Origin of the sequence: Nonomuraea maheshkhaliensis, from assembly GCF_039529435.1 — a bacterium.
GTDB classification, from domain to species: domain Bacteria; phylum Actinomycetota; class Actinomycetes; order Streptosporangiales; family Streptosporangiaceae; genus Nonomuraea; species Nonomuraea maheshkhaliensis.
Genome location: NZ_BAAAMU010000180.1, coordinates 1 through 18,279, shown reverse-complemented (window position 1 = coordinate 18,279; position 18,279 = coordinate 1). Strand labels below are relative to the sequence as shown.

Genomic DNA, 18,279 nt, shown 5'->3' with positions numbered 1-18,279 from the left:
AGCTCGCTCTGGGCGGCGAGCCGCAACGACAGCGCCTGCGCGCGCCGCTCCAGCGCGGCGTCACGCTGCCGGACGCCGAACACGCCCGCCGACGCGGTGACGACCAGCAGCGCGGTGAGCAGGGCGGTACGGCGCCGGCGGCGACGGGTCCGCCGGACGGCCGCCTCATGCCGCGCGTCCTCGGCCGCCAGGCTGGCGTCCAGGAACTCCCGCTCCAGGGTGGTCGGTGCGGCGGGCCGTTCGCCGGCCCACTCCCGCGCGGTACGCAGCCGTACGCCCCGGTACAGCAGGGCCGCGTCACGGTGCTCGCGTTCCCACGCCTGGGCCGCCTCCGCCAGGTGGCGATGGACGCGCAGTCCCTCCCGGTCGGTCACGATCCACTCACGCAGCCGTGGCCAGGCCCGCAGCAGCGCCTCGTGCGCGAGCTGCGCGGAGCCGGAGGACAAGGTGATCAGCCGGGCGGACGCGAACGCCTCGATCACCTCTCCGGTGGCCCGCGGCGGGAAGTGGCCGGCCGGCAGCCGCCCGACGTCGACCGGGCGGCGGGTCTCGGCGCCGGAGTCCTCGACGCGGACCATGTGCAGGAGCAGCCGGCGGGCGATGTCCTGGTCGTCGAGGCTTAGGCCGGTGTGGACGCGTTCGGCGGTGGCGGCGACCGCGCCCGTGATCCCGCCGGTCAGCCGGTAGCCCGCCACCGTCAGCGTGCCGTCCTGACGCTGCTGCCAGGTGGCCCAGAGGGCGTGCGAGAGCAGGGCCAGGGTGCCGGGCTCGTGCGCGGGCCCGCTGTCGTGCCCGTCCGCTCCGGCCGCCACGCCCATGTCCCGCAGCAGCAGCTCCACCAGCGCCGGCTCGACACGCAGCCCCGCCTCACGGGCGGGGCCGGTGATGGCCTCGCGCAACTCGGCGACGGTCATCGGGCCCAGCGGGAGCTGGCCGTCGCGCAGCGTCCCCAGCAGGCCGGGATGGGCGAGACAGCGGTCGTAGAAGTCGGCACGCACACCCAGCACCACCAGCGCCGCCGGATGCTCGCGCGGGGCGGCGGAAGCCAGGGCGTCCAGGGCCGCTAGGAAGGTCCGCTGTTCGCTCTCGTCGGCGCAGAGCGTGAAGAGCTCCTCCAACTGGTCGACGACGAGCACCAGGCGGGTGGCCGGAGCACCGTCGCGGGTCCCGCCGTTCAGCGCGCCCGCGACCTGCGCGGCGAAGGCGGTGGGAGCTGCCGCGAGTACGCCCGCCAGGTCCGCGGGGTCGAGGCCGGTGGGCGCGCCGACCCCGGCCAGCAGCTCGGCGACCGGGCACTTGCCGGGGGTGATGAGGACGGCCGGCCAAGAGCGCGATCCGGGCTCGGGCAGCGCACCCCGGCGCAGCGCGGGCAGAAGCCCCGCCCGGAGCAGCGACGTCTTGCCCGCCCCCGAAGGGGCCACCACGATCAGCGGCCTCCGCTCCCGCATCCGCTCGGCCAGCCGCTCCACCAGCGCGCCCACCATGCGGTCCCGGCCGAAGAACCAGCGCGCGTCCTCGATCCCGTACGGCTGCGGTCCCCGGTACGGGCAGCCGTCGCCCGCCCGGGCCAGCCTGCTCAGCTCACCGCCGGTCCGCAGCACCGCGTCGCACTGGCGTGCCACTGCCTCCGTCAGCGCCTTCTCGCCGGTCTCGACCTTGCTGAGGTAGCCCTTGCTGTAGTGCGTCAACCTGGACAACTCGGTCAGGGACAGGCCGTGCCGCAGCCGCAACCGACGCAGGACGGCTCCTGGGGCCGCCTCGTGATCATCGCCGGATGGCCAGGGCCGGCGCATCGCCGCCGGGCCCGGCTCTGCGCCGTCCCGATCCACGCCCTCCGCCATGTCACCGAAAGTAGCCGATCGGAACGGTGGGTGATGCTGGAACATCGGCCAGCCGCCTGTCGGGGGAGCCCGGGTTTCCCGGTCTCCCGTCGCCCCCTGGGGGTGGGAAACCCCTTCCGCCGGCGCCGTGAGCAGCGCGAACCTCGAATCGCCAAGCCCGGCCGACCGGCCCGGGCACCACGTACAGAAGGAGAACGATCATGTCCGCTCGTCACCAGCTCACCGGACTCCTCACGGCCGCACTCGCCTCCGCCGCCTTCCTGGCCCCTGTCGCCGTGCCCGCCGCCGCTGCCGCTCCCGTCACCGGCGTACGGGCCGCGCTGTCCGGGCTGACCTGCGACGACTTCAGGGAGGGGACGCACGTCGGGGTGGCCAGGTGCACCAACCACACGCAGGACTGGTGGGAGTTCAGGGCCGTCATCACCTGCGGGTGGGCGGCCGACGTCAAGGGCTCCTGGGAGACGCTGCCTCCGGGCGCGACCAAGGAGTCACGCGGCCAGTGCGGCGGAGGTTCGGGAGTTGGTGCCATCGGCACCGACAAGCGCAACCTCAGCACGTGACCCGACGATCATCCGAGGAATCCGGTACACGAAATCCGCTGGTCAGAGCGGTGTGCCAAGGGAATGACCAGCACTGAGTGAGGACGCTCGGCATCGCCCCCCGATGCCGGGCGCCCGCCCCGGGCGTCGGTCCCGCGCTGACGTCGGACGCCCGCCTCGGGACCCGCCTCCGGGCGCGGATGTGGGATCTCCGGTTCACCGGGGGACGCAGACCGCGTGCACCTCGACCGTGGCCCGCTTCTTCTTGGAGCTGAGGAGGACGAGGCTCCACGCCTCGGGCACACCGTCCGGCGGGTCGCTGATGTCCTCGGGCGCGTTCACCTCGACGGTCACGGGCTCCTCCCGGTTGTGGTCGCCGTAGTAGGCGTAGCCGCCGCTGACGGCCCGCTGCCCGCGCGGGCAGACCACGTTGGTGGCCAGCACGCCGGGGGACAGGCTCCTGCTCTCCGTGACGACGGTGACCGCGAAGCCCGTCCAGCCGAACTGGCGCGCCGCCGCGAACCCGCCCCCGGCGAGCACGCCGCCCACCGCCGCGCCCGCCGTGACCAGCCCGAGCGCCCTCGCCATCCGTGAAGCCCCACCCATGAGCGCCCTTCCCCTCTCCGCCGGTACGGCAGGACGTTAGCCGGGGCGTGTTGAGAATCTGTTGACGATCTGTGGAGGCGCCGCGCGGCGCGAAGGCCGTCAGCGACCCGGAAGCGACTCCGCCAGCCTGCCGAGGATCACGTCGAGTTCGGCGTCGGTGAGCGGCACGAGTTCGAGGGTCAGGTCGCCCTTGTCCTGGTCGTGGTCCATGACCCAGATCTGCGGAGAGCCGTTGCGCAACGCACCCGCCAGGTCGGCGGCGGTCATTCCCGCGCGGGCGGGATCGACGCTGAGGCGGGCGCGGGAGAACGGCAGGCCGGTCGGGTCCTGGACGCTCGCGGCGCTGATGCCGGGCAGGCGGCCGGCGCGCGCGGTGAAGCGCGCGACCTTGTCGTCCTGCTCCCGCCGCCAGGCCGGCCGGTCCGTCCGCTGCCGTGCCCGGAGTGCGGCGACCACCCCGAAGATGGCCTCCTTGCTGGGCTTCATCGCCCGGCCGATCCCCTTCTCCTGCGCCCGGACGGCCCGGACCAGGCCGGCCCGGCCGATGACCAGACCGGCGGTGGGCGAGGCCAGGTACTTCTGGGCGCTGACGATCACCAGGTCGGCGCCGGTGCCCAGCAGCTCGTCGATCCTGAGGTCCTGAGCCGCGCCGTCGATGACCACCGGAACGTTCCGCCGGTGCGCCGCCGCCACCGCCTCCGTCAGCGGCACGTCCTCGCCCCGGGTCAGCCGGGAGGACACGAGCAGCAGGCACGCCACGTCCGGGCGGGCGAGGTGCCCCTCCAGCTCGTCGAGGGAGCAGCCGGCCTCCGAGCCGGCCGGCACCGCGATGGCTCCGGCCAGCCGGATGTCCTGCACGATCGGATGCCCGTAGTCGACGGCGTGCCCGGCAGGGAGCAGCACCGTCCTGGGCATCCCCTCGGCGTCCGGCAGGGCCGCGATCCGCGACGGCGACGTGCCCGTCATCGTCGCCGCGACGGACAGGGTGATGGCCGCCGACGCGCAGTGCACGACCGTACCGGCCTCCCCGCCCAGGACCTGGGCGATCGTACGGTCGGCGAGGTCCTTCAGCTCCTCCATCACGAAGAAACCGGACAGGGCCTCGGCCGTGGCCGCGGCGACCTGGTCCGTGCTCCGCGAGACGCCGAGCGGGGTGAACGTCCCGCGCGCGTTGACCACCGGCGTCAGGCCGTACTGATCGTGAAGTCCCATCTCCCCATCTTCCCGGTCGCTGGGGCGGGGCCGTTGCCGCACCTGGAACGGCATGGAACGTCGTGGAACGCCTTCCCAGGTGTTCGGATCGAACCACCACCAACGGGGGGAACATGAGAATTCGACGTGCCTTGGCGGAGCTGATGCTGGCCGGCGCGCTGGCGACGACCCTGGGAGCGGCTCCCGCGACCGCCGCCGCCGGCTCGGCCCATCTCGCGATCGAGGCCACCGGGCTGGGCGGATACCAGGCTTACTTCGTCAGCGTCACCGGCTTCGCGCCCGTCGCCACAGCCGGTCAGGGCGTCTGCGTCAACCTGTACGGCGACGACACCTTCGACCAGCACCTGTTCGGCGGCTTCGGGGTCGCGTGCGGGGAGACGCTGAGCAACCCGTCGCCCGGTCGCATCAGCATCTCGTTCTACCTGGACGGCAACACACTCAACGAGGACTGGGGCGGTGACGAGGTCTTCGCCAAGGTGACCATCGGCCCGCCGTCCTCGGTGCGGCTCACGTCCAACGTGGTGCACGGGGACTACTGACAGTCACCGCTGGCCGGGAGCCTTCGCCGTACGGCGCGAAAGACCCTCGCTCCGATCCGGGGGAGCGGAGCGGGGGCCTCGCGTCCGCTCCGCGCCTCCGGGGCGGGGTCAGTCCTCCGTCGCGACAGTCGCTGTTGCGGGCCTGGGCGGCCGGATGGGTCGCGGATAAATGGATGGCGCCTCGCCACCCGCGACCGCATGATGGTTACGCAAGGCGATGATGTCAATCCAAGGAGTGACTGCATGTTCGGCATCCGTTCTTCCCTGCTGGCGATCGCTCTCGTGCTCGCCCTCGCCGGGCCGGCAGGCGCCGCCGACGGCTTCGGTCGGTGCCCGGGCGGGTACCTGTGCCTGTTCCGGGACTTCGAGGGGGGCGGCACCGTCGCCTGGTTCCGGGCCGGTGCGCCGGAGCTGGAGCCCTTCGGGGTCAAGGACGCGCGTTCGGCGTGGAACCGGACCGGCCGCTCCTACTGTCTCTACGCCTCTCCCGGCTACGTGGTGCACAACGCCACCGTCCCGCCGGGGCACAAGGGGAATCTCAACCCGGAGATCGCCTACAACTCCGTACGGGCCTGCTGATGCTCTGTCTGGGGCATTGGGTCTTGCGTCAAGGTTCGATGTCAACTTATGCTGCGCCGCAAGTTAAGAAACTTTCCTAACCGGGGAGGCGGTGGAGCGGCTTTCCCGGTGGCGGAGGGTGTGGCGGTCGTGCTGATCGGCCCGCTGACTGTTCCCCGGAGAATCGGAGTCGTTCGTGAGGCGTAGCGCAGTAGCGAGGATCTTAGCCGTGGTGGCCGCGATGGCCCTGCCGCTGGTGGTGCCGTCCGGCGCCGGTGCGGTCACGGCCCGGGCGGACGCCGCAGCGGCGACGGCCCGGGCCGGGGCGGCGGCCGATCCCCTGGTGTCCCAGGGCAGGACCGTGACGGCCTCCTCGGTCGAGGCCGCCGGCCTGGAGCCGGGCATGGCGGTCGACGGCAGCACGTCCACGCGCTGGGCCAGCGAGGAAGGGATCGATCCGCAGTGGATCCGGGTGGACCTCGGCTCGGCGCACAACGTCTCCCGCGTCCGGCTCAACTGGGAGGCCGCGTACGCCACCGCGTACCGCGTGCAGACCTCGCCCGACGGCTCCACCTGGACCGACGTCTACTCCACCACCACCGGCGACGGCGCGATCGACGACCTCACGATCAGCGGCCAGGGCCGGTACGTACGGGTGCACGGGACCCAGCGCGGCACCCCGTACGGCTACTCCCTGTGGGAGCTGGAGGTCTACGGAGCCCCGACCGGCGGCGGAGGCGGTGGCACCCCGGTGCAGGCCAACGGGCAGTTGCGGGTGTGCGGCATCAAGCTCTGCAACGAGAACGGCAAGCAGATCCAGCTGCGCGGCATGAGCAGCCACGGCATCCAGTGGTACAGCCAGTGCCTCAACACCGCCTCGCTCGACGCGCTGGCGAACGACTGGAAGGCCGACGTCCTGCGCATCTCGATGTACATCCAGGAGGGCGGCTACGAGACGAACCCGCGGCTGTTCACCGACCGCGTGCACTCCCTGATCGAGCTGGCCACCGCCCGCGGCATGTACGCCATCGTCGACTGGCACATGCTCGACCCCGGCGACCCGATGTACAACCTCGCCCGGGCCAAGACGTTCTTCACCGAGATCGCCCAGCGGCACAACGCCAAGAAGAACGTCCTGTACGAGATCGCCAACGAGCCGAACGGCGACGCCGTCACGTGGCCGGTCATCCGTGACTACGCCCACCAGCTCATCCCGGTGATCCGGCAGCACGACCCCGACGCCCCGATCCTGGTCGGCACCCGCGCGTGGTCGTCGCTCGGCGTCTCCGGCGGCGGCGACGAGACCGAGATCGTCAACAACCCGGTCAACGCGGCCAACATCATGTACACGTTCCACTTCTACGCGGCCTCGCACGGCACCGAATACCTGAACACGCTCTCCCGGGCCGCCGACCGGCTGCCGATCTTCGTCACCGAGTTCGGCACCCAGAGCGCCTCCGGCGACGGCGCCAACAACTTCTCCAGGTCGCAGCAGTACCTCGACCTGCTGGCGCAGAAGAAGATCAGCTGGGTCAACTGGAACTACTCCGACGACTTCCGTACGGGCGCCGTCTTCAGGACCGGGACCTGTCCGAACGGCTCGTTCGCGGGAACGGGCAACCTGAAGGAAGCCGGGGTCTGGATCCGCGACCGGATCCGCACCGCCGACGACTTCTGACCACAGGACGGGCGAGCGCCGCGAGCGTTCCGCGCCCCCGTCACCGGGCTCCACGCCGGTGACGGGAGGTGCGGAACGCTTTTTCTTTTCCATGCCGTCCTTCGACACCTGCCTTTACAGAACGTGACCTGATCACTACGTTAAGTGCGTCATCGCATGTCAGAGGCACTGTGCTGCCTCCGGTCCAGGAAGGTCATGTTGTGCGTGCTCTTGCTCGCGTCGCCAGGACGATCGTGATCGGCGCCGCGGTCCTCGCGGTCTCGACGATCCCCGCCCAGGCCGGCCCCCTCCCAACCGTCCCCGGCGCCCCGTCCGTCCAGCCGCCCACCGCCTCGTGCTTCCAGTTCCCGTACTTCGGCCCGAAGGGGCACGCGAACTTCGACTTCGGCCGCGACATCGTCCGGCTCCTGGACGAGCGCGGCGTACGCGTGCGGGGCATCGCACCCATCGAGGCCAAGCCCGCCAACCGGGGTGTCTACATGCCCATCGGCTGGAAGCGGGACCACATCGACCCGTGCAACGGCGTCTACTACCCCGGCGGCTTCGCCCTCGAAGACGTCCAGAGCGGGCACGAGGCCGCCATCCACGACATCTACCTGCGCCCCGACGGGGCCCACGCGCAGGTGTCCATCGACGGGCAGCCGCAGGGCGAGCGGCTGGTGGCCACGTACAAGCTGCACGAGTTCGCCGCCGGTGTGCCCACGCCGCGCCCGCTCGAAGGCGGCGTCGGCCCCCGCCACTGGCCGTTCTACGTCAGCGCGTACCTCAGCCGCACGGTCAGGGACCTGACCGGCCTCCCGCTGGCCGAGGGCGACTACCTGGCCAACCTCGACGCGGTCGTCCAGTACGTGCCGTAGCCGCGACCCCCTGACCTGAGCCCCTGGCGGGCCGTGCCTCGGGGCGCGGCCCGGCACAATCGAGAGACGACACGATGCGACTGACCAGTGCCGGCAGCCGGTGGACGTGGACCGCCGGCGCCTCCATCGCCGTCCTGGCGGCCACGGTGCTCATCGGCCCCGCGATGGGCCCGAGCACCGCCACCAGCCACTGGGACGCCCCCTCCACCACCGTGAACAAGCAGATCGACGCCACCGATCTGTACGCCTTCACCAGCCCGGAACGGCAGGACACGGTCACGATCGTGGCCAACTACATCCCCTTCCAGGCGCCGCAGAAGCCGTACCAGTTCGACACCGACGCCCGCTACGAGGTGCACATCGACAACACCGGCACCGGCCGGGCCGCCGTCACCTACCGCTGGACGTTCGCGAACAAGGCCCTGCCCGCGCCCTCCTTCGTGCGCGGGCGCGAGCGGCAGGCCGGCCCGCTCGACTCCCTGGTCGAGCAGAGCTACACGCTGACCAGGCTGCGCGACGGCAAGTCGGAGGTCCTCGTCCGCGACGGGTACGCGGCCCCCACCGACCTGGGCGCCCCCGGTTACGCCGCGACGCGCCGCAAGGCCGTCCGCGACCTGCCGGGCGGCGGCAAGGTCTTCACCGGCACCGCCGCCGACCCGTTCTACTCCGACAACCGCGCCGTCAACCTGCTGCGCTTCGGGCTGCCGTTCTTCCCCGTCAAGACCGGCGTGCCGATGAACGTCAGCGCGCTCGCCCTGCAACTGCCCAAGTCGGAGCTGGCGCTCGGCGGCGACCCGGTCCGCAATCCGGTCATCGGCGTCTGGACCACGGCATCGCGCAGGTCGAGCGCCCTGCTCGGCTCCGGCGCGGCCGGCTACACGCAGGTCTCGCGGCTGGGCAACCCCAACTTCAACGAAGTGATCATCCCGCTCAAGCAGCGCGACCACTTCAACACCCTGCGCCCGGACGGTGACGAGAGCGGCGCTCTGGTCGTGCCGTCCACCCTCGACCCCGACCAGGCCAAGGTCGTCGCCAAGCAGGCGAACGTCACCACGCCGCCCGCGCCGCGCAAGGACCTGGAGCAGATCTACCTCACCGGCCTCACCACCGGGACCGGCGGGCCGATCAAGCAGGACCTCAACTCCCACCGGCTCAACCAGGACGCCCCGCGCACCGTCAAAGCGGAGGAACTGCGGCTCAACCTGGCCACGCCCGTCGCCGCCTCGCCCGACAAGTACGGCATCCTCAAGGGCGACGCCCAGGGCTACCCGAACGGCCGCCGCCTCATCGACGACGTCGTGACGATCAATCTGCGCATGCTCCTGGGCGAACCCGCGGGCCGTGGCGCGCCCGGCCTCATCGCCGAGGACAACCCGGCGTTCCTCCTCAAACCGATCACCGACAGCTTCCCCTACCTGGCACTGCCCGTCACCGCCGCCGGCTGACCCCCGCCACCGAGGACCTCCGATCAGAATGAGTCGCCTACGGCGATTGCCGCCGCTGCTGGGATGCGTGCTGCTGGGCTGCGTCCTGGTGACCCTGTTCGCCCCCGGCGGGCTGCTGCGCAGGGACGAGCCGCCTCCCGCGCCGGCGGGCTGGTCACCGTACGATCTCGCCGGATCGATCCAGGCCGTCCAGGCCCGCCTGCGCCGTCACCCCGACGACGCGGCGGCCTGGGCGAGCCTCGGCGACATGTACCTCAAACAGGCCCGGCGCACCGCCGACACCGCCTACTACGCCAAGGCCCAGGGCGCGTTCGAACGGTCGCTGCGCCTGCCGACCGGCGACGGGCAGCCGTACATCGACGCCGTGATCGGCATGGGCGCGCTGGCCAACGCGCGGCACGACTTCGCCGGCGCCGTACGCTGGGCCGAGCGCGCCCGCAAGGCGGCGCCGTTCCGGTGGGCCCTGTACGGCGTGCTCACCGACGCCCACCTCGAACTCGGCCGGTACGAACAGGCCGAGACCGCGCTGCGCCGCATGCTCGACGGCCACCCCGACCTCGCCTCCTTCACCAGGGCCGCCCGCCTGGAACAGCTGCGCGGCCGGCCGGGTCCCGCCCGCGACCTGCTGCGCCGCGCCTGCGCGATCCCCGGCGACCCGGCCGAGTACGCCTTCTGCCAGTGGCAGCTCGGCGAGCTGGCCTGGAGCACCGGCGACCCGCGTACCGCCCGCGCCGCCTACACCCAGGCGCTGGCCGCCGACCCGGGACACGCGCCGGCCCGCGCCGGCAAGGCCCGCGCGGAGGCCGCGCTCGGCCACACCGGCCAGGCCCTGCGCGACTACGCCACCGCCGTCGTCCGGTCCCCTGCGTATGTCGTCGAGTACGGGGAACTGCTCGAACACCTGGGTGACGTGGAGGGGGCCAGGCGGCAGTACGCCGTCTTCACCGCCCAGCAGCGGCTCCTGGCCGCGAGCGGGGGCATCGACGGCTTGGCGGCTGGTACGTTCGCGGCGAATCATGGTGATCCGGATGTCGCGGTCAGGCACCTGCGGGCCGAATGGGCACGGCGTCACAGCGTCGAGGTCGCCGACGCGCTCGGCTGGGCCCTGCACCGGGCCGGGCGTCACGCCGAGGCAGCTGTCCACGCCGTCCGTGCCGACGCGCTCGGGGGGCGGAACGCGTTGTTCGCCTATCACCGGGGCGAGATCGAGCACGCGCTCGGGCATGCCGCCGCCGCGCGTACCCACCTGACCAGGGCGCTGTCCATCAACCCGCACTTCTCGCCGGGTGGGACGGCGCGGGCCCGGGAGCTACTGGCGGAGACGCCGTGATCGCGGCGCTCGCCGTCGCCGTCACGTTCGCCGCGCATCCCCTGGGGAACTTCAGCGTCAACCACTACGACGGGCTGACGATCCACCAGGACAGGATCGAGCACCTCGCCGTCGTGGACCTCGCCGAGATCCCCACCCTGCAGCGGCCGCCGACCGGTCCTCCGGACGTCCATGCTCGCCGTGCCTGCGCCGAGCTGCGGGACGCGGTCCGGGCCGACGCCGGTGGGCGGTCGCTGAGCTGGCGGGTCACCGGCGCCTCCTTCGTCTACCGGCCGGGCGCCGCCGGGCTGCGTACCAGCAGGCTCACCTGCCGGCTCACCGCGCCCTTGCGGGTCGACCGGCCGGTGGCGCTGACCTTCGCCAACGCCTACCGGGGCGACACCGTGGGCTGGCGGGAGATCACCGCCAAGGGGCAGGGCGTGCGGCTGCGCGACTCCACCGTCCCGGCCGGGAGCGTGTCGGGCGAGCTGCGCGACTATCCCGCCGACCTGCTCAGCTCGCCGCTCGACGTACGCGCGGCCAGGATGACGGCGGAGCCGGGCGACGGCGGCGGGTTCGCGGCGCCGGCGGTCGTGCCCGGCGTGGACGTCGTCACCCGCTACACCGGCCTGCTGGCCGACCGGCTCAACACGCTGGTCGGCGCCGACCGGCTGACCGTCCCGCTCGGGCTGCTGGCCCTGCTGGTGTCGCTCGTGCTGGGCGCCGTGCACGCGGCGATGCCCGGCCACGGCAAGACCGTCATGGCCGCCTACCTCGCCGGACGGGAACGGCGGCCGCGGGACGCCGTCGCCGTCGCGGCCACGGTCACCGTCACGCACACGGCGGGCGTGCTGGTCCTGGGAGTCCTGGTGACGGCCGCCGGTGCGATAGCCGGGGACGTGGTGCTGGGCTGGCTCGGGGTGGTGAGCGGACTCCTCATCACCACGATCGGCGCCGCCCTCCTTCGCTCCGCCCGGCACGACCGCCCAGGCCACGATCATGGACACGGCCATGGACACGGCCATGGACACGGCCATGGACACGGCCATGGAGATGGGCACGGTCACGGTCACGGTCACGATCGTGTGGGGCGGTCGGGTGGTGGTGGGGTGGTGGCGCTGGCGGTGGCCGGTGGGCTGGTGCCGAGCCCCTCCGCGCTGGTGGTCCTGCTCGGCGCGATGGCGCTGGGCCGTACCGCGTTCGGCGTCCTGACCGTGGCCTGCTACGGGCTCGGCATGGCGGCGACGCTGCTGGTCACGGCGCTCACCCTGCGCAGGCTGGGCGGCCTCGCCGTCGCGGGCCGGATGCGGCGGTTGCGCCCGTACAGCGCCGCCATGACCGCCGCACTCGTCCTGCTCGTGGGGCTGGGGGTCACCGTGCGCGCGGTGGCCGCGCTCGTATGAAGATCCCTCCCGCCCGTGAGGCCGGTCGCGGAAGCGGGTACGAAGGGAATCCGACTGACGGGCAGAAAGGTTGAAGATGAGCATGTCAGATGAGACCGTGGAGCTCAGCCCCAGCGACTGGGTGCGCGACCAGACGAAGCGGATCCGTGAGACCGGCACCACCGACGGCATCCTGATCCAAGGCGCGCCGATCGTGCTGCTGACCCTGCGGGGTGCGAAGACGGGCAAGCTGCGCCACACCCCGGTGATGCGGGTGGAGCACGAGGGCAGTTACGCGGTGGTGGCGTCCAAGGGCGGCGCTCCCAAGCACCCCACGTGGTACTACAACATCAAGGCGCACCCCGAGATCACCTTGCAGGACGGCACCGTCACACGTGACTACGTCGCGCACGAGGCCGAGGGCGCCGAGCGGGCGGAGTGGTGGGAGCGGGCGGTCGCGGTCTTCCCGTCGTACCGCGAGTACCAGCAGAAGACCGACCGGCAGATCCCCGTCTTCGTGCTCGACCCGAAGTAGCCGGCAGGCCGGCGGGCGCGGCATCCGCGCCCGCGCGGTCTCCGAAGGTCAGCCGGCGACCGGAAGGGCCGTGTCGCCGGGCTTCGCCGTCGGACGCCAGCCGAGCTCGGGGCCCAGCTTCGTGGCGATGTCGGTGAGGATCTGCACATAGTCCTCGTGCTCGAACGTGAACGGCAGCGCGAACGCGACCTCGTCGATCTCGCGGAAGGCGGCGTGCGCGTACAGCCCCTCGGCGATCTCGGCGGAGCTGCCCACGAGGTCGGGCGCGAACATCATCCGGGCCGGGCCCTGCGGCTCCGCGGTGCGGGGCAGGCGCTTGGCGGCGTACTCCTCGTACGTGGCCCGCTGCCGCGGCGTGGCCGAGTCCGTGGGGATGACGACCAGCCCCTGGGAGACGCGGGCCCGCTCGCCGTCGGGGTGCGCGGCGCGGAACGCCCGTACGTGGGAGAGCTGGATCTCGGCGAAGTCCTCGGACTCTTCCGCCTTGACGACGCTGCTGGTCAGCAGGTTCATGCCGTGCTCGCCCGCCCAGCGGGCCGAGCGGAGGCTGCCGCCGCCGTACCAGAGACGCGAGCCCAGACCGGGCGAGTGCGGCTGGACGCGGTCGGAGAAGACCTCGAAGCCCTCGGTGCCGCTGAAGTCGGTGGCGGGTTCGCCGCGGACGAAGGACAGCAGCCGGCTCACCCGCTCGTACCCGAAGTCCTGGAGGTCGGCGGTGCCGGGGTAGAGCGCGTCCTTGATCTGGTCGAAGTGGAACGGCGGGCCGACGCTGATGCCCGCGTTGAGCCGGCCGCCGGACAGGATGTCCACGGTGGCCAGATCCTCGGCCAGGCGAAGCGGGTTCTCCCAGGCGAGCGGGGTGACGGCGGTGCCCAGCTCGATGCTCGTGGTGCGCTGGGAGGCGGCGGCCAGGACGGCGACGGGGGAGGAGATGCCGTACTGCAGGTGGCGGTGGCGCACCCAGGCGCTGTCGAAGCCGAGTCGCTCGCCCAGCTCGATGATCCGCAGCGTCGATTCGTGTCCCGGGCGCGGGTCGTCCCCGTCGAACAGCCCGATGGTCAGGAAACCCAGCTTGCGTAGTGGGCGGGTGGGCAGCGGCACGGTGGTTCCTCCTCCTTGAGCCTGCCCAAGGCAACCAGAAATAGGGGGAAATAATTGCCGCTCCTCCGTTTCGGGCTGCTTCATGCGGATCGTGACCCCGCCGCCCACCGTCAGGGCTGGGCGGGGCCGTCGAGGAGGGCGGTGGCCATCTGCTGGACAGAACGGGTGAAGCGGCGGGGATCGCCGGGCGGTGTCATGTGGCGGATCAGGTCACCGTCGAAGACGGCGAGCAGGGCGTGGGCCAGGAAGCCGGCGTCGAGGTCGGGGCGCGCCTCGCCGAGCAGGCCGCGCAGGTGGCCGTGCCACGAGCGGTAGCTGGGGTCGCCGTACTTGTCCTCGGCGCACGCCTGCTCGTGCGCCGACAGCAGCACCGCGTTGCCCTCCGCGATGGCGCCGAGCCCGTCGAGGAAGGCGAGCAGCCGATCCCGTACGGGAGCGCCGGGCCCCAGCGGGGGAGGGCCGTCCGCGATCCCGTCGCGCAGGTCGCGCGACCGTTCCTCCAGCAACGCCTGGAGCAGGCCCGCGCGGCTGCCGAAGCGGCGGAACACGGTGCCCTTCCCGACCCCGGCGAGCGCGGCGACGCGGTCGATCGAGACGTGCTCCCCGCCGCCTTCGTGCAGCAGCTGCTCGGTCGCCCGCAGCACAGCCCGGCGGTTGCGGGCCGCGTCGGCGCGTTCGGTGCGGTGCTGGGCCATGCGCGCTCCCAGGAAGATGGACTGTCAGTCCGCTTATGTTACCGTGTGGCTCAAGCGGACCAGGAGTCCGATTACGTTCTCATGAGGAGCTCTCGATGCACATGCGCGCGCTCGTCGTCGATCCCGGCGCTCCCGGTTCCCTGCGGCTCGGGACGGCCGCCGAACCTCACCCCAGCCCCGGCCAGGCCGTGATCGAGGTGCGGCACGTCTCGCTCAACCGCGGCGAGGTGGCGTTCGCCGGCAGCCGCCCGCCCGGGACCGTCCACGGCTACGACGCCGCCGGCGTCGTCGTGCAGGCGGCGCAGGACGGCACGGGACCGGCCGCCGGCGTCAGGGTCGCGGCCTTCGGCGCCGGCGCGTGGGCCGAGCGGATGGCCGTGGACACCACCGCCGTGGCCGAGGTTCCGGAACAAGTCGATCTCGCCGACGCCGCCGCGCTGCCGATGGCCGGGGTCACGGCGCTGCGCACACTGCGTTCCCGGCCCATCCTGGGACGGCGGGTCCTGGTCACAGGTGCCGCAGGTGGCGTCGGCCGCTACGCCGTCCAGTTGGCCGCGCTGGGCGGCGCGCACGTCATCGCCTCGGTGGGCTCGGCGGAGCGCGCCGACGGTCTGGCCGCGCTGGGCGCGCACGAGGTGGTGGTCGGGCTGGAGGGCGTCGACCGGCCCGTCGATCTCATCCTCGACAACGTGGGCGGGCCGCAACTGGTCGCGGCCTGGGACCTGCTCGCGCCGGGCGGCAGCCTGCGGAACATCGGCTGGGCCTCCGGCGAGCCGGCCGTCTTCGCGCCGTACTCGCTGCTGTCCCTCGGCCCGCCCAAGACGATGAGCACGTTCGGGGACGTCCGCGACGTCGGCCCCGATCTGGCGACCCTGCTGGACCTCGTGGCGGCGGGACGGCTCTCGCCCGAGGTGGACTGGCGCGGATCGTGGCAGCGCGTCACCGAGGCCGCCCAGGCGCTGCTCGACCGGCGCATCGCCGGCAAGGCGGTTCTCGACCTGGACCTCGACCCGGCCGCCTGACCATCCCGGCTGACCCCCACGCACACGCCCGGGATGGCCGGATGCGGCCAGTTCGCGTGAAGGGCGGGCCGGTGAGCAGCGCGTACGCCGGACTTAACGGCGAGCTGATCCCTTACTAAGCGGTCCTGCCGTCGCCGCCTAAGCGCCTCGTACTACTCCGAAGTCGTAGCAACAGGCGAAAGGGGAGCAGTATGACACTGCAGAGCGAACCAGCCGACCTCAAGGTCACTCCGATCCTGTCCGTCTTCGAGCCGCCGGGCAACACGCCGTCGAACCTGGTCATCCGGCGCTCCGTCACTCCGACGTTCCTGGTGGCGATGGAGTTCGAATTCGTCTCGCCGCTGGCGATCTCGCTGCTCGGCAGCTTCAAGTACGAGATCCGGTACTTCGCGGACATCTTCGGCCCCGGCGCCGACGTGATGCTGGGCACGGTACGCAAGCTCACCGTGCCGGGTCAGCCCAAGTGCTCGGCGACCCTGCCGGTCAACCAGGAGACCGGCCTGACCGTGCCTTCCTCGATGCTCGCCGACGGGGTGTACCGGCTTAGTGCCGTCGTGACCTTCCTGACCCTCGCGACCCCACCGACGCCGATCGCCATGACGGCCTTCGCCGAGGGGCCGGCCATCCAGGTCATGCCGTAGGGCACACCTCGCCCGGCCGCCCCTGAGCGTCGCGGGCGGCCGGGCTCCACCCCGGCGCAGGAAAGGCGCACCATGGACGACCTCACCAAGATCGAGACAATCGGGACGAAGATCGCGACCAGGCTGGCTGGAGTGGGGGTCACCAGCTACAAGGAACTGGCCGACCACTCCGCGGACGAGCTCATCTCCCTGCTGTCAGGCGTGGCCGGCCTGACCCGCGACCGGGTCGAGGGCTGGCGGCGGGACGCGCTGCGCCTGGTCGAGACGGCGCCGGCGGAGGTGTCCGACGGCGGCGGTTCGGGGCAGCACGACGAGAGCTACGTCATCCGGGTGCTGGTCAACGAGCGCGACGGATCCATCAGGGCGACGACCATGGAGCACGTCGGTACGGGTGCGGAGGATCGCTGGCCCGGCTGGGACCCCGGCCGGGTGCTCGCCTTCATCGGCGAACACGTCAAGGAGGAGCCGACAGCCTCCCCGGAGCCCGCCTCCCCGGAGCCGGCGCCCGGCGCGCGAGTGAAACCGATCATGGGCGCCGTCGCCCACCTCGGCCTCGGGACGCGCGCGCTGCCCGCCCTGCGGCCCTTCACCGTGACGGTCACGCTCGACCTCCGCGAGGCCGGAGCCCTCGTCTATGACGTGGTGCTGGCGGCCAGGCTGCTCGACGGCGGCGGCAAGTCCGTGCTGGCCTCGGAGAGCGGCTCGCTGGAGCCGGGAGAACGCAGCCTGTCGGTGACCGCCCAGGCGCCGCCACCGGGCAGGTACCGGCTCGACGCGGCCGTCAGCCTGCGCCGCGCGGGCGAGAACGAGATCGCCGGCCTGGCCGGGGCAGTGGAGAACCTCCCGATCGACGTGCTGCCGGGCTGAACGTCGGACGTGCTGCCGTGCTGAAGGTCAGGCGTGCGGCCGGGCCCGAGGGCCGGACGTGCCGCTTGGCCGGACGTCAGGCGGACGCCTCCCAGTCGATGCCGCTGTCGCGCAGCCACCGGCTCTCGTGCGGCGACACCTGTGACAGCCGCGGCACGTCCGGAGCGACCTCGACGGACGAGACGCGCACGCCGCCACTGGCGCCGGCGTGGGGCACGTCCTCATCCCCTGGCACCAGCACCTGCTTGTCGTAGTTCGGCGGCCAGCGCAGCCGGATCCGGCGTCCGCACCGCGGGCAGGCCCACACCTCCAGCCCGGGCTCGATCCGCTCGACCACCACCATCTCGTGCGTCGTCACCAACGAGTTCGACCTCCTCCACGCGTTACGGCGAGTGTTGCCGGGCGGGTGGTCGTTAAACGGACGGCGAGGCGCTAAACGTCTTCTCTGCGGCGGATGCGCTCGTACAGCTCGATGGTCTCGGGGGTGGGGCCGACGCCGAGCTCCTCGTCGAGGACGCGGACGCACGCCTGGTACTGGATCAGCGCGAGATGTTGCAGGCCCTGCCGGCTGTAGCACGTCATGAGGCGGCGGTGGGCGTCCTCGCGGCACGGGTCGAGGTCGATGATGTCGCGGCACAGCTCCGCGCCGGCGGCGTGGTGGCCGAAGAGCACATGGAGCCCGCTGAGGCGTTCGAGAGCTTCGAGGTGCGCCAGCCGCAGCCGCTCGCGGAGCACGACGAGCCAGTCCTCGTAGGGCACGTCGGCCAGGAACTCTCCCCGGTACAGCCCGACGGCGCGTTCGAAGGAGCGCAGCGCCTCTTCGGGGTTGCCGCCGTTCTGCAGGTGGCGCCCGCGCTCGACCTCCGCGTCGAACACGTCGACGTCCACCCACAGCCGCAGGCCGGCGTGGAAGCGGTACGCGCCGTCCGCGAGCACGATGACCGGGGTCTCGGTCTTCGCGCGCAGGACGCGGCGGACGGAGTGGATGGTCACGTTGAGGTTGTTGCGGGCCGGGCCGGGCTCCGCCTTCGGCCAGAAGAGGTTCATCAGCTGTTCGCGTCGCGGCCAGGGGTCGCGGTGGGTGACGAGGTAGGCGAGCAGAGACCTGCAGCGACCCGCGGGCCAGCCCGTCACCTCCCGGTCGTCGACGCTCACACAGAGCGGCCCGAGCAGATGGATCGCCAACCGGGGCGCGTCCGCGGGGGCCGGTTCAGCGGAGACCGGTGCGGCGGGTGCCGGTGCGGCGGGTGCCAGTGCGATGGGTGCCGGTGCGATGGGTGCCGGTGCGATGGGTGCCGGTGCGATGGGTGACGGTTCAGCGCTGGACGGTTCGGCGGGTGCCGGTTCGGCGGGTGACGGTACGGCGAGGGGCGGGGCGGCGGGCGGTGGCCCGAGTGCGGGCTCGGCGGCAGGACGGGGCGGATGCGCGGGCCGCGCGGAGCGCCGGGTGAG

At 72.4% G+C, this 18,279-nt stretch carries 19 protein-coding genes; 12 read left to right on the top strand and 7 right to left on the bottom strand.

Translation table 11 applies throughout. The annotated features are described in order from the left end of the window. Positions 1–1,841: nSTAND1 domain-containing NTPase (locus ABFX54_RS52450; protein WP_346114790.1), on the bottom strand; the 1,841-nt coding region annotated here is incomplete at its 3' end. A 200-nt stretch (positions 1,842–2,041) separates the two neighbouring features. Between ABFX54_RS52450 and ABFX54_RS52445 the strand changes: the two genes are divergently transcribed. Further along, the gene (locus tag ABFX54_RS52445; protein ID WP_346114789.1) at positions 2,042–2,401 is read left to right on the top strand and encodes a hypothetical protein; all 360 of its coding nucleotides are present in this window, start codon (positions 2,042–2,044) and stop codon (positions 2,399–2,401) included. Between the two features lie 195 nt (positions 2,402–2,596). On the opposite strand, the gene ABFX54_RS52440 is transcribed toward ABFX54_RS52445, so the two are convergent. Together ABFX54_RS52440 and ABFX54_RS52435 are read right to left on the bottom strand one after the other, a co-directional pair. Further along, positions 2,597–2,968, bottom strand: a complete 372-nt coding sequence (locus ABFX54_RS52440; RefSeq protein WP_346114788.1) for a hypothetical protein — start codon at positions 2,966–2,968, stop codon at positions 2,597–2,599. 117 nt (positions 2,969–3,085) lie between these two features. After that, positions 3,086–4,198, bottom strand: coding sequence for an aminotransferase class V-fold PLP-dependent enzyme (locus ABFX54_RS52435; protein WP_346114786.1), 1,113 nt, complete (start codon positions 4,196–4,198; stop codon positions 3,086–3,088). Positions 4,199–4,311: 113 nt separating this feature from the next. Here ABFX54_RS52435 and ABFX54_RS52430 point away from each other — a divergent pair, with 113 nt between their 5' ends. The 8 genes from ABFX54_RS52430 to ABFX54_RS52395 all read left to right on the top strand — a co-directional run bounded on the left by ABFX54_RS52430 (position 4,312) and on the right by ABFX54_RS52395 (position 12,501). Continuing rightward, entirely contained in the window at positions 4,312–4,737 is a 426-nt protein-coding gene (locus ABFX54_RS52430) for a hypothetical protein (protein WP_346114785.1), read from the top strand. Positions 4,738–4,980: 243 nt separating this feature from the next. Further along, a complete protein-coding gene (locus ABFX54_RS52425; protein WP_346114783.1) occupies positions 4,981–5,316 on the top strand; it encodes a peptidase inhibitor family I36 protein in 336 nt (111 codons plus the stop codon). Positions 5,317–5,524: 208 nt separating this feature from the next. After that, positions 5,525–6,973, top strand: coding sequence for a cellulase family glycosylhydrolase (locus tag ABFX54_RS52420; RefSeq protein ID WP_346114782.1), 1,449 nt, complete (start codon positions 5,525–5,527; stop codon positions 6,971–6,973). Between the two features lie 200 nt (positions 6,974–7,173). Further along, positions 7,174–7,830, top strand: a complete 657-nt coding sequence (locus tag ABFX54_RS52415) for a hypothetical protein (RefSeq protein ID WP_346114781.1) — start codon at positions 7,174–7,176, stop codon at positions 7,828–7,830. Positions 7,831–7,904: 74 nt separating this feature from the next. Beyond that, entirely contained in the window at positions 7,905–9,275 is a 1,371-nt protein-coding gene (locus ABFX54_RS52410; RefSeq protein ID WP_346114780.1) for a DUF4331 domain-containing protein, read from the top strand. Positions 9,276–9,321: 46 nt separating this feature from the next. Next, positions 9,322–10,605: a tetratricopeptide repeat protein gene (locus ABFX54_RS52405; protein WP_346114779.1), complete on the top strand. Its 1,284-nt coding sequence runs from the start codon at positions 9,322–9,324 to the stop codon at positions 10,603–10,605. After that, on the top strand, positions 10,602–11,987 hold the full coding sequence (locus ABFX54_RS52400) for a High-affinity nickel-transporter (protein WP_346114778.1): 1,386 nt from the start codon (positions 10,602–10,604) through the stop codon (positions 11,985–11,987). The genes ABFX54_RS52405 and ABFX54_RS52400 overlap by 4 nt, the downstream gene beginning before the upstream one ends. Positions 11,988–12,063: 76 nt before the next feature. Further along, on the top strand, positions 12,064–12,501 hold the full coding sequence (locus ABFX54_RS52395) for a nitroreductase family deazaflavin-dependent oxidoreductase (RefSeq protein ID WP_346114777.1): 438 nt from the start codon (positions 12,064–12,066) through the stop codon (positions 12,499–12,501). A 48-nt stretch (positions 12,502–12,549) separates the two neighbouring features. Here the strand turns inward: ABFX54_RS52395 and ABFX54_RS52390 are convergent, their stop codons facing one another. Beyond that, positions 12,550–13,602, bottom strand: a complete 1,053-nt coding sequence (locus tag ABFX54_RS52390) for an LLM class flavin-dependent oxidoreductase (protein WP_346114776.1) — start codon at positions 13,600–13,602, stop codon at positions 12,550–12,552. 110 nt (positions 13,603–13,712) lie between these two features. Then, positions 13,713–14,297, bottom strand: a complete 585-nt coding sequence (locus ABFX54_RS52385) for a TetR/AcrR family transcriptional regulator (RefSeq protein ID WP_346114775.1) — start codon at positions 14,295–14,297, stop codon at positions 13,713–13,715. Positions 14,298–14,392: 95 nt separating this feature from the next. On the opposite strand from ABFX54_RS52385, the gene ABFX54_RS52380 reads away from it, so the two are divergent. The 3 genes from ABFX54_RS52380 (at position 14,393) to ABFX54_RS52370 (ending at position 16,827) form a co-directional block, all read left to right on the top strand. Further along, a complete protein-coding gene (locus ABFX54_RS52380; RefSeq protein ID WP_346114774.1) occupies positions 14,393–15,319 on the top strand; it encodes a zinc-binding dehydrogenase in 927 nt (308 codons plus the stop codon). A 191-nt stretch (positions 15,320–15,510) separates the two neighbouring features. Then, entirely contained in the window at positions 15,511–15,960 is a 450-nt protein-coding gene (locus ABFX54_RS52375; protein ID WP_346114772.1) for a hypothetical protein, read from the top strand. 72 nt (positions 15,961–16,032) lie between these two features. After that, positions 16,033–16,827, top strand: a complete 795-nt coding sequence (locus ABFX54_RS52370) for a helix-hairpin-helix domain-containing protein (protein WP_346114770.1) — start codon at positions 16,033–16,035, stop codon at positions 16,825–16,827. A gap of 76 nt (positions 16,828–16,903) precedes the next feature. On the opposite strand, the gene ABFX54_RS52365 is transcribed toward ABFX54_RS52370, so the two are convergent. Then, positions 16,904–17,185: a hypothetical protein gene (locus ABFX54_RS52365; protein ID WP_346114769.1), complete on the bottom strand. Its 282-nt coding sequence runs from the start codon at positions 17,183–17,185 to the stop codon at positions 16,904–16,906. Between the two features lie 74 nt (positions 17,186–17,259). Then, the gene (locus ABFX54_RS52360; RefSeq protein WP_346114767.1) at positions 17,260–17,982 is read right to left on the bottom strand and encodes an AfsR/SARP family transcriptional regulator; all 723 of its coding nucleotides are present in this window, start codon (positions 17,980–17,982) and stop codon (positions 17,260–17,262) included. Positions 17,983–18,279 lie beyond the last annotated feature (297 nt).

Bases quoted from the DNA above. Each gene is read 5' to 3' on its own strand.
- ABFX54_RS52410 (WP_346114780.1), top strand. From the start codon at position 7,905: ATGCGACTGACCAGTGCCGGCAGCCGGTGGACGTGGACCGCCGGCGCC.
- ABFX54_RS52440 (WP_346114788.1), bottom strand. From the start codon at position 2,968: ATGGCGAGGGCGCTCGGGCTGGTCACGGCGGGCGCGGCGGTGGGCGGC.
- ABFX54_RS52370 (WP_346114770.1), top strand. From the start codon at position 16,033: ATGGACGACCTCACCAAGATCGAGACAATCGGGACGAAGATCGCGACC.
- ABFX54_RS52375 (WP_346114772.1), top strand. From the start codon at position 15,511: ATGACACTGCAGAGCGAACCAGCCGACCTCAAGGTCACTCCGATCCTG.
- ABFX54_RS52425 (WP_346114783.1), top strand. From the start codon at position 4,981: ATGTTCGGCATCCGTTCTTCCCTGCTGGCGATCGCTCTCGTGCTCGCC.
- ABFX54_RS52380 (WP_346114774.1), top strand. From the start codon at position 14,393: ATGCACATGCGCGCGCTCGTCGTCGATCCCGGCGCTCCCGGTTCCCTG.
- ABFX54_RS52385 (WP_346114775.1), bottom strand. From the start codon at position 14,297: ATGGCCCAGCACCGCACCGAACGCGCCGACGCGGCCCGCAACCGCCGG.
- ABFX54_RS52430 (WP_346114785.1), top strand. From the start codon at position 4,312: ATGAGAATTCGACGTGCCTTGGCGGAGCTGATGCTGGCCGGCGCGCTG.
- ABFX54_RS52435 (WP_346114786.1), bottom strand. From the start codon at position 4,198: ATGGGACTTCACGATCAGTACGGCCTGACGCCGGTGGTCAACGCGCGC.
- ABFX54_RS52395 (WP_346114777.1), top strand. From the start codon at position 12,064: ATGAGCATGTCAGATGAGACCGTGGAGCTCAGCCCCAGCGACTGGGTG.
- ABFX54_RS52445 (WP_346114789.1), top strand. From the start codon at position 2,042: ATGTCCGCTCGTCACCAGCTCACCGGACTCCTCACGGCCGCACTCGCC.